At 72.4% G+C, this 15706-nt stretch carries 5 protein-coding genes; all 5 read left to right on the forward strand.

Annotated elements, in window-relative coordinates; genetic code table 11:
* Positions 1–9: 9 nt before the first annotated feature.
* The 5 genes from HUA74_RS21220 (at position 10) to HUA74_RS21240 (ending at position 15478) form a co-directional block, all read left to right on the forward strand.
* Positions 10–3354, forward strand: coding sequence for a carboxypeptidase-like regulatory domain-containing protein (locus HUA74_RS21220; RefSeq protein ID WP_174455977.1), 3345 nt, complete (start codon positions 10–12; stop codon positions 3352–3354).
* Between the two features lie 54 nt (positions 3355–3408).
* The gene (locus HUA74_RS21225) at positions 3409–4227 is read left to right on the forward strand and encodes a phospholipid scramblase-related protein (RefSeq protein ID WP_174455978.1); all 819 of its coding nucleotides are present in this window, start codon (positions 3409–3411) and stop codon (positions 4225–4227) included.
* Between the two features lie 108 nt (positions 4228–4335).
* Positions 4336–7065: a hypothetical protein gene (locus HUA74_RS21230; protein WP_174455979.1), complete on the forward strand. Its 2730-nt coding sequence runs from the start codon at positions 4336–4338 to the stop codon at positions 7063–7065.
* Positions 7066–7106: 41 nt separating this feature from the next.
* Complete coding sequence (locus HUA74_RS21235; protein WP_174455980.1) at positions 7107–13637, forward strand: HEAT repeat domain-containing protein; 6531 nt, start codon at positions 7107–7109, stop codon at positions 13635–13637.
* A complete protein-coding gene (locus HUA74_RS21240) occupies positions 13634–15478 on the forward strand; it encodes an SWIM zinc finger family protein (RefSeq protein WP_174455981.1) in 1845 nt (614 codons plus the stop codon). Before HUA74_RS21235 ends, HUA74_RS21240 begins: the two co-directional genes overlap by 4 nt.
* The last annotated feature ends 228 nt before the right edge of the window (positions 15479–15706 follow it).

Consider the following 15706-nt stretch of genomic DNA (forward strand, 5'->3'; position numbering starts at 1 on the left):
GAGGGGACCATGCGAAGGCCAGCCGTGGTGGCGCTCATGCTCGGGGTGATTGGCCTGAGCTCGGTCATCGCCGTCGTCACCTTCCGCGCCCCCGACGACGGCGACGCCACGCCCACCGTCTCCAGGCCCTCCTCCCGGGAGCTGCCCGGCCCCAGCGAACCCACGCCTCCGCCGCGCGGCTCGCTGTCCCTCCGAGGCCGCGTGCTCACCGAGGACGGAGCGCCCGCCCAGGGGGTGGAGGTCTCCGCGTCGCGGGCCCTGCCCGGCGAGTCCCTGTCCGGCCTCCCCTGCGGCAAGGATGTCGAGACGCCCCTGTCCTCCTCCGCCTGCGAGGACCCGAGGGCCCTGCATGACTTGCGAGGACTCATCGACGAAGGCCGGGGCACGGCCCCCCTGCTGACGCGCGCCACCACGGCCCAGGACGGCACCTTCGTGCTGGAGGGACTGCCCGAGGGCAGCGTCGCGCTGTGGGCCGTGGGGCCCCAGGGCTCCGCGCTGGAGCTGGACGTGGAGACCCACGCGCAGGACGTGGAGTTGGTCCTCCAGCCGAGCGCCGTGTTCTCCAGCCGCGTCGTGGACGAGGCCGTGAGGCCCGTGGTGGATGCGAGCGTGACGCTCTTCCACGCCGAGCACTCGCGCTACTTCGAGACCCGCACCGACTCGGAGGGCCGCTTCCGCATCGGACCGCTGCCCGAGGGCGACTACGCGCTGGTCGTCTCCAGTCCGGGGTTCTTGACCGCGCACCAGACGAACCTCGTTCCGGAGGAGCTTTCGGCCGAGGACCTGGTGCTGCACCGGCCCCGGCGCATCCTGGGTCAGGTGCTCCTGGACGAACGTCCCGTCCCGGGGGTCCAGGTCCGCGCCCACGATTCCGACTACGAGCCCGAGAGCGACTCCGAGGACCCCCTCACTTCCATCACCGACGCGGACGGGCGCTTCATCCTGGAGGACATGGCGCCGGGCAGCTACGTGCTGCGGGCGCGGCGGGGCGACCAGCAGGGAGAGACGGAGACCACGCTCGCGGAGGAGCAGGCCGACGTGGAGGTGACGCTGCATCTGGGCACCGTCGTCAAGGTGGTGGGCCAGGTGCGCGACGAGGCGGGACAGCCCATCCCGGACGCGCTGGTGACGCTGAACACCCACGGCGACGTGTCCACGAGCACCGATGTCACCACGGAGGCGGATGGGCGCTTCGTGTTCAATTCGGCGACGCTGGGCCACAACGACTTCACGGTGTCCGCCGTGGGCCACCAGTTCCTCTCGGTGAGCGACGTGGTGGTGACGGCGACGCCGGCGCCCCTGGACTTCACCCTGAAGCGCGCGTTCGTCATGGAGGGGCTCGTCACCGACACGGAGGGCAACCCGCTGACGGAGGCGGAGGTCATCGCCATGCCGTCGCGCCACGACTCGAAGCTCCGGCGCGACGGCACGCCCGCCTCCTTCGAGGCAGGGGACGTGGACGACCCCTTCAACAACGCGGAGAGCGTCTACACGTCGACTGACGAGAATGGGCGCTTCGTGCACAACCTGGCCGAGCCGGGACTCCACCGCCTCAAGGCGCAGGCCCTGGGCTTCCTGGACACGGAGTGGCAGCAGGCCCAGGTGCCCTCCCAGGACGTGCGCCTGGTCATGAAACGCGGCGCGAGCGTGGAGGGCACCGTGGAGACCACCGACGGCGCTCCGCTGCCCGCCATCCAGGTCTCCCTGGTGGAAGACGGCAAGGACTCCGCCGGCACCACCGAGGCCGTGACCGACGCGCGCGGCTCCTTCAGCCTGCGGGGAATCGCTCCGGGCCGGTACTCCCTCCGCGCCATCCGCAACCGGGGCGGCCCGCCCCGCGCCTCGCTCTCCGTCGTGCTCGTGGGCGCGGAGACGAAGACGGTGACGCTGCGCCTGGAGCCGGGGCTGTCGCTGTCAGGGCTCGTCGTGGACGAAGCCGGCAAGCCGATGCCCGGCGCGGAGATTCACGCCTACGTCCCCAGCGAGGATGGCGCTCGCCCGCGATTCTTCCACCACGGCCGCTCTCCCTTCCATGACGCCTCCAGCGCCATCACGGATGAGCAGGGCCGCTTCACGCTCGAACACCTGTCGCCGGCCCCGTGCAGGCTCAGCGTCAGGAAGGAGGGCTATCAGCTGATAGCGGAGCCGCTTCAGGGAGACGAGTCGGCCCGCTCGCGAACTCCCCAGGTCATCGCGGCGGCCGGGTCGACGAACGTGAAGCTGGTGCTGCGCTATCAGGGGGGCATCCGGGGCCGGCTGGTGCGCGAGGACCGCACGCCCATCACCCGCTTCGAGGTCAACGAGGAGTTCTTTCGCGAGCCGGACGGCACCTTCCACATCCCCGTGGAGGAGCCGGGCCGCACGTGGTTGACGCTGGAGGCGCCGGGCCTCGCGCGCGTGCTGCGGGAGGTCCACGTGGAGCCGGGCCAGGACACGGACCTGGGTGACGTGGTCCTCAAGGCGGGGCGTCGGCTGCGCGGCCGGGTGCTGGACGCGGCGACGTCCGCGCCGGTGGTCGGCGTGGAAGTGCAGGCGTACCTCCCCCTCACCCCGTCCGCGGGGGAGGAGGACCCCGAGGAGCAATCCCTGGCGCACGCGCGCACCGCCGCCGATGGCGCCTTCGAGCTGCCTCCCATGGAGTCGGGCGCATCCTTCCGCCTGGAGGCCTCCCATCCGGACTACCTGCCACTGAGCCGGCAGGTGGGCCCGGGAGAGACGACGCTGGAGCTGCGCGTGTCCACGGGCGCCCGGCTGGACGGCACGGTGAAGGACCGCGAGGGCCGGCCCGTGAGCACCTTCCTCTACCTGCATCCCCTGTCTCCGGCTGGCGCGGAGGCCGTCATGTTGGAGGAGGACAGCGGCGACTTCCACGCGACGGGACTGGCGCCCGGGGAATACACCCTCATCGCCCGGGAGACGACGACGCAGCAGGGAGACACCGTCCGCTTCATGCCCCTGCGCGTGAAGCTGGGGCCAGGCGAGCGCAAGGTGCTCCACCTCCAGGAGCTGGACGGCGGCGCCACGCTGAAGCTGCGACCTTCGCCCCTCGCCACGAACCCGACGCATGCCGTGACGGTCATCCGCTACCACCTGTTCGCCGGCACCGTGCCGGCGCCAGGCAGTTGGGAAGAGCTGGAGCACCTCGCGGAGACGCTGGGGATTCCCACCGCGTCGGACACCACCTCCACGTTCGAGCACCTGCCCGCGGGCCGCTACACCTACGTCCTGATGGGCAGGAACCACCTGACCCCGCACTGGGTGATACACCGCGCGGAGGTGGACCTCCCCGCGCAGGGGGTTGTCACTCCGGACATCCAGCCCACCTGGCTTCCCCTGTCGAGCAGCGACCCCTGAGGTCCGACGCGCCCCGTTTGCATCCCGCGAGGGTGCCACTTAAGGCTCCGCGACATGGGCAACAAGCCTTGGGCGGGAAACGACGCGGAGCTGGAGCTGGACTGGGGCGCGCGCGCGCCGCGTCCCACGGCCGACGAGCAGGGTGTTCCCCAGGAAGACCCGCCCCAGGAGATGCTCGCCGGAAAGGGCCCTCCGGGAGACCCGCGCTACATGAGCGTGGAGCTGCGCCTGTCGTTGGAGGCCGTGCTGACGGCGGCCCAGGTGCGCATGCGCCAGTTCCGGGAGGCGCTCGAAATCCTCATCGGCTGGGAGGGGAAGAACCGCTACGAGGTCTGCGACGCGGAGGGCCGCGACACCGTGTACGTGGGCGAGACGGGCGATGGCTGGGCGTCACAGCTCCTGCGCAACTTCTGGCCCTTCTACCGCGCGCGGCTGGAGTGCATGACGGTGGGCGGCACGCTGGCCCTGGCGGTGGAGCTACCCTGGCACATCTTCTTCGCGCGAGCGGAGGTGATGGCGTGGGACGACCGGCCCATGGGCACCATCGTCCAGCGCTTCCGCTTCTTCAGCCGCCGGTTCGACATCCTCTCGCCCGCGGGCGTGGTGATGGCCACCGTGGAGGGGCCCTTCTTCAAACCCTGGACGTTCCGCATCCTCCAGCGGGGTGAAGAGGTCGCCGTCATCCGCAAGAGGTGGAGCGGACTCTTGCAGGAGACCTTCAGCGACGCGGACAACTTCAGCCTCGACTTCCAGCCCGCGTGCAACGACGGCAGGCTGCGTCAAATGGTGCTGGCCGCCGCGCTGCTCGTGGACCTGACGTACTTCGACAACCGGAAGAACAGCTCCGGCGGGGGCGTGGACCTGGGCTCGTAACCGGGCGCCAGGCTCGGTGGCCTCGCGGAACAGCCGAAACCGAGAACTCCCGGACCCCATCGCTCCCCCGCTGTCCAGGCAGTCGGCTTGTGGTAAGTCCCCAGGCCCATGTCGACGAGCGATGCGCTGAACGCAGCAGACCTCGAGCGGTTGGCCCAGGCGGAGTCGCCGGACCTGGCCGATGCCGTGCTCGCCCTCCTCGAGCAGTCGGAGCCGGAGCCCGAGGAAGGCAAGGCCCCGCCCAAGGACGCCTTCACCTTCGAGAAGCTGCTGCGCTCGCTCTCCCAGGCACAGGCCCGGTACAGCTCCGAGAGCCGCCGCGAGGCCTCCTCCGAGGCGTGGCAGCGCTTCAAGGCGCAGAAGGACGTGCCCCAGCCCGCGCGGCTCGCGCTGGCGGACCTGCTCGTCTCGCTCTACGCGAAGAACACCGACGCCTCCCGCGCCATCATCCTGGAGCTGGCGCGCAAGGCGGACTTGAAGTTCGGCCTGTGGGGCGGCCTCAAGCGCATCTACAAGCTGGCCGAGGCCAACCACGACGCGGAGCTGTTCGGCGTGCTCGCCTGGCGCTTCGACGTGGAGCGCCGCCAGTCGTACCGGCACGAGGTCTCCGGCGGCACGCTCCAGTACCTGCGCCGCCGCGCGTGGCGCTACCTGCGCCACCTGGGCGCCGCCGTCCCGGAGCTGTACCCGCAGTTCGCCGTGGAGGTGCTGCGTCACTACGACGAGGACACGTCCTGGCACTCCGTCTGGGTGGCCCACCACATCTGGGCCACTGAAAGCGGCAACTACACCGCCAGCGCCTTCCCCATCCAGCCACCGAACGACACGCTGAAGCACCGCGCGTTCCCCGACGCGTGGAAGCGCTCGCCGGACGCGCTGATGCGGCTGTTGGACACGTGCCTGTCGGACCCGGCCGCGCGTTTCGCCATCCAGGGCCTGCGCAAGGACTTCCCGGAGGCGCTGCGCAAGGTGACGCCCGCCTGGTTGGACAGGCTCGCCCGCCGGCCGCTGGGCAGCGCGCACGACTTCCTCGTGGAAACGCTGCAGGGCTCGCCGGAGTTCCACCAGGGCAAGCTGCGCGCGCTCGGCCTGCACGAAGCGGTGCTCGCGTTGCTCTTGTCTCCCAGTGGCAAGGCGCGCACGTACGCGATTGAGTACGCGCGGGCGCACGCGCAGGACCTGGCGGCGGACCGGCTGGCGGAGCTGGTGGCCCAGGGCGAAAGCGACGTGAAGTCGTTCGCCGCGGCGGTGCTGGAGAAGCGCAACCCACGCGAGCTGGGGCTGGAGCTGCTGGGGCGGCTGTTGTCGTACAAGTCCACGGCGGCCTTCGCGGCCAAGTCCCTGGAGCAGTCGTTCGACCGCGCGGAGCTGACGTCGGGCTTCCTGCGGGACATGTACCTGGGCACCTCCGAGCAGCTCAACTGGGCCAAGGGCTTCGTCTCCTCCAAGTACGCCGCTGGCGAGATGCCGGTGGCCTTCTGGAAGGAGCTGCTCGAGGACCCGCGCCTGAAGAAGAAGCGCTACCCGGTGGAGGGGTTGGTGGTGAAGGCGCTGTCGGCCTACACGCCCGCGGTCATCGGTCCGGAGTGGATGCTGGACAAGGCGGCGAACCCGAACTTCGGCGACCAGATGGCGACGTGGCTGAAGCGCGCGGACAGCCTGCCCGGGCTGGACGTGGAGAAGGTGAAGGGGCTGGTCTTCAGCGCGAAGCACCGGGAAGTGGCGCTGGCCATCCTGGGCAACCGCAAGCTGTTCACCGCGCGGCAGCTCACGGTGCCCTGGCTGCTGGCGCTCGCGCGCCGGGCGGACCCGACGCTGCACGACTTCGCCCACCGCTACCTGCTGGAGTACGTGGTGCCGGCGGACTTCAGCGACACGGGTGACGCGGCGGCGGGCCTGGAGCGCCTGTTCGAGCTGGCGCTGGGGGCCAGGCAGCCGGTGCCCGTGCGCACGTTCGCCCAGACGTACCTGCGCTGCCACCACCCCGTCATCGGCCCGGAGCAGCCGGAGTCGAAGTCGTACGAGCTCAAGCCGAAGGCGCCTCGCAAGGCGTACACGCCGGAGAAGCTGTGGCCCGCGCTGTTCGACGCGCGCGACGACGTGCGCCGCTTCGCCCTGGCCATCACCCGCGCGGAGCTGCGCGCCTGGGGCTGGCACACGCGGGTGTACGAGCTGGCCGAGGCCGAGGCGAAGGAGATTCGCAACCTGGCCTATGACGCGCTGTTGCGCGCGGGCGAGGACGGCGCGGACGCTCGCTACGTGCTGCACCCGGAGGAACTGGACGCCGTGAAGGTCTTCTCCCTCACGGAGAGCACCAAGCGCAGCACGCGCGAGGTCGCCGTGGAGCTCATCCGCCGGCACTACGCGCGGCTGGGCGGCGCGGAGCGGCTCGCGTGGCTGATGCAGAGCGCGGACCGTGAAGTGGGCCTGTTCGCAGTGCGTCTGCTCTGGGAGAAGCACCGTCCCACGCACCTGCCGGAGGGCTGGAAGCCGGCGGGCGCGAAGGAGGCTCCGTCGGCGGGTGGCGGCGAGCGCTTCGCGGATGTCGCGGCGCTGCGGGACTTCCTGCGCAAGATGCTCTTCGGTCTGCCTCCGGGCCGGGCGAAGGAAGCGCGCGAGGGCGAGGTGCAGAAGCGCCTGTCGGCCAGCGTCGCCAAGCGCCGCGTGATTGAGCTGGTGAGGGACCTGGGCCTGGATGACGAGAACTTCGCCCGCGTCGTGTCGCCCGTGCTGGGGGAGTTCACCGGCTCGATGGCGAAGGGTGAATGGCAGAGCTGTCTCGCATCCCTGGTCCAGCTGCGCACGGCGCATCCGAGCGCGCAGCTCGGGGGCCTCTGAGCCTCGCGTCACTCGCCTCCAACGAGTTTCGAAAGAACACCATGTCCGTCCTTTCCATCGGCAACATCGAGAAGCTCCGGGCCCTCGCGGCCAGCCCCCGGGTGCTGCTGCTCGGCGGCGCTCGCGCTTCCGTCTCCAGCCGCGTCACCGCGTATGAGCCGGGCACCAACAAGGTGCTGTGGAGCACCGAGCTCCCCTCCGCGGTGAATGCCCTGGCCCTGTCGGGCGAGCGCTTCGCCGCCGCCTGCGCGGACGGCACGCTGCGCTTCGGCACCCACGCCGACGGCAACGTGCAGTGGCAGCTCGAGGGCGCGCACCCCGGCGGTGTCACCGCGCTCGCCTCCAGCCCGGACGGCAAGGTCCTCTTCAGCGCGGGCGCGGACGGCATCGTGCGCGGCTGGGAGTGGGACTCCACGCGCAAGCTGCACGAGTGGAAGGCGTCGCCCCAGTCGCTGCGCGCCGTGGCGGTGGACCCGTCCGGGACGTATGTCGCGACCGCGGGTGACGACGGCGTGGTGCGCTCCTTCACGCGCGCCTCCGGTGAGCGCCGGGACATGGTGGGCCATGAGGGCGCGGTGCGCGCGCTGGCCTTCACGCCTCGGGACGGTCGGCTCGTGTCCGGCGGCGACGACGGCAAGCTGCGCCTCTGGTACCTGGTGGGCGCGGTGGAGTTCGAGGTGCGCGGCGACAAGGACTCCGGCCATGCCGGCTCCGTGCTCGCCCTGCTCTTCCCGCCCACGCCCGCCGCGAAGGATGACGAGGAGCCGTCGGACCGCGTCTGGTCCGCGGGCAGCGACGGCAAGGTGAAGGCGTGGCGACTGGACGAGCGCCGCAAGCCGCGCACGTTCGACTGCGGCAGCAAGCCCACGAACGCGCTGGTCTTCCTGCCGCCCGCGAACCCGCGCGCGGCGCGCACGGCGCTCGGCTCCGTCTTCACCGCGAGCGACGACCGGCGCGTGCTGCGCTTCGGCATCGAACTGGACGGCAAGCCGGGCAATGACCAGGACACCTCGCAGCACGGCCTGGACCTCCTGACGGAGTCGGTGAAGGCGGGCCGCCCCAAGCGCGAGGCCGCCGTGCGCGAGGCCGCCGCGCTGGACGAGCCGGAGGCGCTGGAGTTCGTGCTCCAGGTGCTCGGCACGGACAAGGAGGCGGAGGTGCGTCGCCTCGCCGCCCGCGAACTGGGCGCCAGGGGTCGCATCGCCGCGCGGCCGAAGCTGCGCGAGCGGCTCAATGACGACCATCCGCAGGTGCGCGAGGACGCCCTCAAGGCGCTCGACGTGCTGGAGACGGAGTCGCCCCTGGCCGCGCCCCGCGCCGCGCTGGATTCGCGCTTCGTGGACATGCGCGTGGCGGGTCTGCGCCGGCTCGCGAAGCTGGGGGGCACGTCCCCGCTGGTGCCCGGTCTCATCGCCGGCAAGCTGAGCGAGACCGAGGCCGCGGTGGGCCTGGCCGCGCTGGACGCGCTCTGCGAGGTGACGCCGGGCGGTGACACCGAGCCCCTGCGCGCCGCCTTCGAGCGCGGCCCCGCGCGTCTGCGCGCGGAGGTGCTCATCCGCGCGGCCGGAGCGGGTCTGTTGGGTCATGCGCAGCTCCAGCCGCTGGTGGCGCGGGCGCTGGACGACGCGGATGCTGACGTGCGCCGCGTGGCCTTCACCATCCGCGTGATGGAGCGCCGGGCCCTGGCCCACGCCCTGGAAGCCCGCGACGAGGACTTCGCCCGCTCCGTCAAGGACGTGGCCCGACGACTGGTCGCGCGCACGCGCGGCCCGAGCGGCGCCGCCCTGGCCATCACTGACGCGGACCTCCAGGCCGCTCGCGACACCATGCCCGCGCAGGGCGCCGTCAGTGGCGCGCTGGCGGAGAGTGACTTGGAGCCGCTGCTGGCCGCCATGGCCTGCCGCACGCCGGACACCGCCGTGCGCGGTGCTCGCGGCCTCGCGCAACTGGGTGACGCGCGGGCGCTGGGCGCGCTGCTCCAGCTCTCCCGCGAGCCGGAAGCCCCCATCCGCCGTCAGGCCGCCGCCGCCCTCCAGGCGCTCCAGGATGCCCGCGCCCGCGAGCGACTGGTGTGGATGCTGGACGACGAGGATGCGGACGTGCGCGCCGCCGCGCTGGACGCGGTGGTGACGCTGGACGTGGAGGCGCCCCTGTCCTCCGCCGAGGCGGCGCTGCGCTCCGGCCACGAGGACGTGCGCGTGCGCGGCCTGGACCGGCTGGTGAAGCTGGGCGCGGCGACGCAGGGCGCGGAGCCGCTGCTCGGCGACGCGCTGGAGGACGAATCCGCCAAGGTGCGCGGCGAGGCGTTCCGCACACTGTGGGCGTGGAACGAGAAGGTGCCGGAGAAGGCGTTGGACCGCGCGCTCGCCGGCCGCTTCCCGGACCTGCGCAACCGCGCGGTGGAAGTCCTCTCTCAGCGCGGCACCGAGGGCTGGGCGCAGGAGCGCCTGAAGAAGTCCGTGGAGGACCGCGACGCGGGCGTGGCCACCGCCGCGTACGAGGCGTGGGTGAAGCTGGTCGGCAAGGAGAAGCCGGAGCCGCACCTGGCGGCCCTCGCGTCCACGCATCCGTCGGTGCGCGTGCTGGGCGCCAAGGGCTCCGTGCATGCCCCGGTGGAGACGCTGCGCTCGCCGCTGCTCAAGCGCGTGCAGGACGAGGAAGTCGTCGTGGCCGTCGCCGCGCTGGAGGCGCTGGACAAGCTGGTGCCCGGGGAGAACGGGCCGTTGCTCGCGGGCATCGCCGCTGGCGAGTTGCAGGTGCGCGTGCGCGCCGCGGAGCTGCTCGCCCCGCGCGGCGCCGAGGACATCATCGAGCCGATGCGCGGGCTCATCACCGACAAGGACCTGGAGCGGCTCTACACTCCGGCGTACCTCATCCCGCTGCGCATCCGCGCCGCTCGCGCGCTGGCGTCGCTGGGCTCGCGGCGGCTGCTGTCGTTCTTCGCCACCGTGCTGGTGCCCAGCGAGCTGGGCGACCTCCAGGAGCAGGGCGCGCGCGGCCTCGCCACCGCGGGCCGTCGGGGCGACGAGGGCTACCTGCTGGACACCCTGGGCCACGCCAACGTGGCGGTACGCTCGTGGGGCGCGGACGGCCTGTCGCGCCTGGGTGACGCGCGCGCGCTGCCCGTGCTCACCGGCAACCTGCGCAATGACCACCTGCCCATCCGCCTGGGCGCCATCCTCTCCTTCGCGGCCCTGGGCCCCGAGGGCGACGGTGGCCTCTTGCACGGCCTGGAAGACCGCGCCCGCGAGGTGCAGGAGATGGTGTTCGCCATCGTCCTCGCCCGTGACTTGCGCGCCAGCCGTCGGGGCGAGCCGCCCGACCTGCTCGCCAGCGCCCTGTCCAGCGGCAGGCCGGAGGTGCGCTACGCGGCGGCCCGCGCGCTGGAGCTGCGCACGGAGACGGACGCGTACCGCACAAACCTCGTCGAAGGCCTGTTGCCGCCGCGTCCGGAGAAGGTCGGCGACATGAAGGAGTGGCCCGCCGAGGACGAGCGCGCCCGGCGCATGGTGGGACTCGCCGAGGCCCTCTCCAGCGAGCAGCCCGAGCAGCGCTACGCGGCGGCCCAGGTGCTGCTGCTGCGCAACAAGCCGCTCGACTACTTCCGCGAGGCCCAGAAGGTCGCCCGCCCGCGCACGCTGGAGGCCCCGTGGAAGCCGGAGACGGCCCCTGGCACCTCGCCCGTGCAGGCCACGCCCGCCAAGAGCTGGCTGCGGCGGCTCTTCTCGGCGGTGAAGCCGGGGACGCCGGGCACTTCGCCGGAGGCCAGCGCCAGCGCGGAGCGACAGCACCTGCGCCGGCTCGCCTTCGGCGCGTACGTGGGCCTGCTGCGACAGGTGTCCGCGGGTGACGATGAGAGCCACCGCGTCCGCCGCGATGCCGTGGACCGCGTGGTGAAGCTCACGCTGGAGGGCTTCGCCGGGACTCCCGCCGCCGTCGCCGCGCTGCTGCGCGCGCTGGAAGATCCGCACCAACTGGTGCGCAAGGCGGCCCTCACCGGCCTCAAGGAGCTGTTCCCCGCGGGCAGCGATGAGCCGTTGTCGTTGGCCCTCGCGTCGCTGGCGCCGGACGTGGCTCGCGCCGCGCTGGACGAACTGGCGGAGCGCGGTGACGCCGCGAAGCCGCGCATCACCGCCGCGCTCAACTCGCCCCTGGCGGACGTGCGTCGCTACGCCTTCGAGCTGCTGGAGAAGCTCAGCCCGGCCGGAAGCCTGGAGCCGCTGCTGGCCGCGCTCGGCAGCGAGCACGCGGACCTGCGCGTGGGAGTGATTGAGCGGCTGGCCGGTGCCAACGACTCGCGCGTCACCGAGGCGCTCGGTCGGGCCATGGCCAGCGAGCACGAGGACCTGCGCCTGCGCGCCTCGGAGCTCCTGGCGTGGCGCGGAGATGACCGGGCGGTGGAGGTGCTGGCCTCCTTCCTGCGCTCGGAGACGTCCGCCGTGGCGAAGCGCGCCTCGGAGGCGCTGGCCCGGCTGGCCACGCCCTCCGCGGTGAGTGCCCTGGCCGCGCGCGTGGCCGTCGCCACGGAGGCGAACGAGCGGCTGCGATTGGTGGCCGCGCTCGGACAGACGAAGCGCGCGGAGGCGCTGGACGTGCTCGCGCGACGAAGCACGGAGGACGACGCGAGCGCGGTGCGCGTCGCGTGTGTCGCCGCCGCGATGAACATCGCGGGCACGGACGTGAAGAAGCGGGACGCGGCGCTCGCGGTGCGCTTCCTCCGCTCGCCGGTGAAGTCCAACGACGTGGCGGTGCGACTGGCGGCCCTGAAGGAGCTGGAGCACGGCGCGGAGGCCGGTCAGGCCGAGCTGCTGGTGGGCCTGTTCTCTGACCGGGACCTGGCGGTGCGCGCGGAGGCGGTGGCGCTGTACTCCAAGCGCGTCATCGAGCACGGCATCCCCGTGGGTCCGCTGGAGGACGTGCTGCGCGGTGGGGCGCGTGAGCTGATGCTCCCGGCCGCCGAGGGCGTGGCGCACCTGCGCGGCATCAGCGCGCTGCGGCCCCTCTTGCTGTACTCCCGCGCGGGTGAGGATGGACAGCGCGAGCGCGCCCTGCTCGCCCTGGGCACGCTGGGTGACCCGCGCGCCTTGAGCGAGCTGGAGACGGTGGCCGCGGGTGGCACGCCCGAGGCTCCCACGGAGCCGTCCATGGTGTGGGCGGCGCTGGAGGGCCTGGGCCGCCTCGCCGGTCGCCTGCCCGAGGGCGAGGAGCGCCGTCGCGTCGAGGAGAAGGTGGAGGCCGCCGCGGTGGAGGGCTCCACCACGGAGCTGCAGCAGGCGGGCGTGAAGGGCCTGCGCGCCATCGGCGGCGAGCGCGCCCGAGTGAAGCTGGAGGCGCTGCTGCTCGACACGGGCACCCGCGACGAGGTGCGCATCACCACGGCGCAGGAGCTGGGCAAGCTCAAGGACGTGGAGGCGGAGGCCACGCTGGCCACCATCCTCGACGACGGCGACGACGACCTGCGCCAGGAAGCGCGCAAGGCGCTGGACGCGCTCTTCCCGAAGGAGCGCACCCGCGTCGAGTTCCTCGCCGTGGCCAGCATCAACGAGGACATCTCCGAGCCCGCCGCGGCGTACCTGTCGCGCGAGGGTGACCCGGTGCTGCTCGTGCCCCGCCTGGCCACGCTGACCAACGAGGAGCTGCGGCTGCGACTGCGCCGGGGACTCGCCCGTCGTGGCGCGCTGCCCGTGACGGAGACGGTGGCCCTGCTGGCCCACGACAAGCCGGAGGCGCGACAGGAAGCCGCGCTGCTGGTGGGCACGTGGACCGGTGAGGCGCGTCAGGCCGATCAGGTGGATGTCGCGGCGCTGGCTCGCGCGCTGGTGTCGGCCGAGCGGAAGACGGCGGCCGACTGGACGGCCTCGCCCCCGGGCAAGAAGCGCGAGTCACTGGCCACCGCGTGGGAGCGGCTCTTGTGGGCGGGCTCTCGACTGGGCGCGGCCAGCCTCGCGGACTCCGCGCGCGCCATCCTCCAGGGTGGCGAGTTGGCGTCTCCGGCCACCGTGCGACAGGAGGCGGCGCGCGTGTTGTCGCGACTGGGCACGGCGGGTGCGACGCTCAAGCTCGTGGGCCAGGACACCGGTCCCGTGCTGACCAACGCCAAGGAACTCGCGGCGTCGGCGGAGGCGCTGAAGGGCGCGCTGGTGGACCCGGACGCGCAGGTGCGCTCGGCGGCGGCGGACGCGCTGGCGCGACTGGCGCCCGAGAAGGCCTCGGCGTGGGCGCTGGAGGTGAAGCCCTTCGACCCGGTGGCCCTGGGCCCCACGGGCGCGAAGGTGCCGGCGGAGGCATTCACGACGTCCGAGGGCCGTCGCCTCGCCGAGCCCGCGCTGCTGGCCCACGGGAACATCGCTCCGCTGAAGGCCCTGGCGGAGAATGCGAAGCCGGAATTGAAGCAGGAAGCGTGGGCCGGTCTGGGTAGGCTCGGCGGTGAAGAGGCGGCGAAGCTGCTGCACGAGGCCGCCTTCGACAAGTCTCAGTCCGTGGAGCTGCGCAAGGCCGCGTGGCGCGCCCACAAACGTGCACGTCGCGCCGTGGAGCGCGCGCGCAACCGGAAGGAAGGAACCCCGTCGTGACGACCGCCACCCGACACCCCGTCGAGCTTCGCTACGCCACCGCGAGCGACGTGGAGTCCACGTCGGACGCCTCCCGCGTGCTGCTGGCCCTGGAGGGCTCGCGCGGCACCGTGGGCGTGCGTGGACGGCTGAAGGACCCCGCCCTCTTCCGCGACGCGCTCACCGCCGCCTTCGGCATCCTCTCCAGCGACTTGCGCTACCGGGGCAAGGACCGCACCGCGTACCTCGCCTACCTCATGTCGAAGGGGAAGCGGGCGAGCGCGCAAATCTGGGAGGCGCAGAAGGCGTTCCTCGACAACGCGCTCGACGGTGAGGAGAAGCAGGACGAGGTGCTCGACCCCGTCCTCACCGTGGACCCGGACAGCGTGTCCCTGGAGGTCTTCTCCCGCGACGAGAGCGCCTACGCGCGCCTGTCCTTCGACAACAGCCTCTTCGAGGGCCGCGAGGCCGCGCACGGCTCCACCTTCCTGGACGTCCCCGCGAACCTCTCCTCGCGGATGGACCGGCTGCGCACCTACCTGCCCGTGTCGCTGGAGGCCCACGTCGCCCTGCCCGCGAAGGCAACCCGCGAGCCTCGCAACGTGGAGGTGCCTCACGCCTGGCTGCGCGGCTTCCTCCAGGTGCAGTCCGCCGCCACGCTGCCGGCGAACTCCTGCGTGCTGGCGCCCATCGACCTCTACAACCTCCTCTTCGCGCTGCGCACCCGCAAGGCGAAGAAGGCCCCGCGCGCGCTGCGCTTCGAGCTGGTCCCCGGCGCCCCGCCGCGTCTGGTGCTGGAGCCGTGGGAGCTGGTGCTGGAGTGCCATGGCGGCACGTACACCGGCACCGCGCCCGCCGTGGTGCGGACGTTCGGCCGTCAGCGTCTGGTGGCGCTCGCCCGACTGTTGCCCCACGCGAAGTCGGTGCGCCTGCAGCTCATGGGCCCCGGGCTGCCGGTGTTCTGGGTCATCGACATGGGCGCGGCCACGCTGACGTTGGGCCTCACGGGCTGGACGGAGAGCGGCTGGTCCTCCGCGGCGGCCTTCGATGTCCTCATGCCCCGCGCGGTGCCGGACGGGCTCGCGGAGAAGCTGCGCGGCAAGCTGCGCGCGGACGGGCCCCTGCCCTTCGACACCCTCGTCGCCGCGGCGGGTGGCGCGTCGAAGGAGCACGTGCGCGCCGCGCTCCAACTGGAGTGCCTGCGCGGCAGAATCCTCTTCGACGTCGCCAAGGGCCAGTACCGCCCCCGCGAGCTGATGGCCACGCCGGTGGACGAGTCCGTCATCCGCTTCGGCAGCGAGCGCGAGGCGCGGGCCCACCGCCTGCTGGGTGATGGCGGCCCGGGCGCGGGCGAGGTGAAGCTGACGAAGGTTCACGACATCGTCGGAGAGGGCACCCGCATCCACGGCGAAGTCGTGGACCGCGAGGCGGTGCGCAGCTTCTTCCCGAGCTTCACGTTGGACCTGGAAGGCCGCGTGAAGGACGCGTCCTGCGGGTGTCCGCACTTCCGCCGCTCCGGCATGCGCGAAGGCCCCTGCGAGCACCAGCTCGCGCTGCGCCTGGCCTACGCGCGCCGCCGCACCGAGGAAGAGGCCCTGCGCAAGACGCCCGAGGGGCGAAAGCTCATCCGCGCGGAGACGCGCTCGTACGTGCGGCGCGACGCGGAGAGCGGACAGGAGATGGTGTATCGCGTGTCTCTGGACGGTCAGGTCGTCGCCGTGGAATGGGGCCCTCGCACTGGCGAGGCGCGTCATCAGCGGCTCTGGTTCGACACGGACACGGAGGCGCGGACCGCGTATTTCACGCGCCTGGAGAAGCTTTCGGCTGAAGGCTACATCGACGCGGCGTCAGCCTTGGTGTAAACCCCCATTCACGGCTCGGCCGCTCACGCAGCGGCCAAAAGGGCAGGTGCGACGGAAGACACGATGAGACGCGCTTCACGCGCGAGCAGCCGAGAGAGGTCTGGAGTGCATCAGCCTGAGCGCCTCGAGCGCGGGAGCGGCGTTGCGCCGCTCCGGTTGGAATGCAGGACACTCTCCGCAAGGTAGCCTGTTCTTGGCTCTCTCCCTCCTAGGCACTACGGCCTGCGG

This window comes from Myxococcus sp. CA051A, from assembly GCF_013336705.1.
Classification (GTDB): domain Bacteria; phylum Myxococcota; class Myxococcia; order Myxococcales; family Myxococcaceae; genus Myxococcus; species Myxococcus llanfairpwllgwyngyllgogerychwyrndrobwllllantysiliogogogochensis.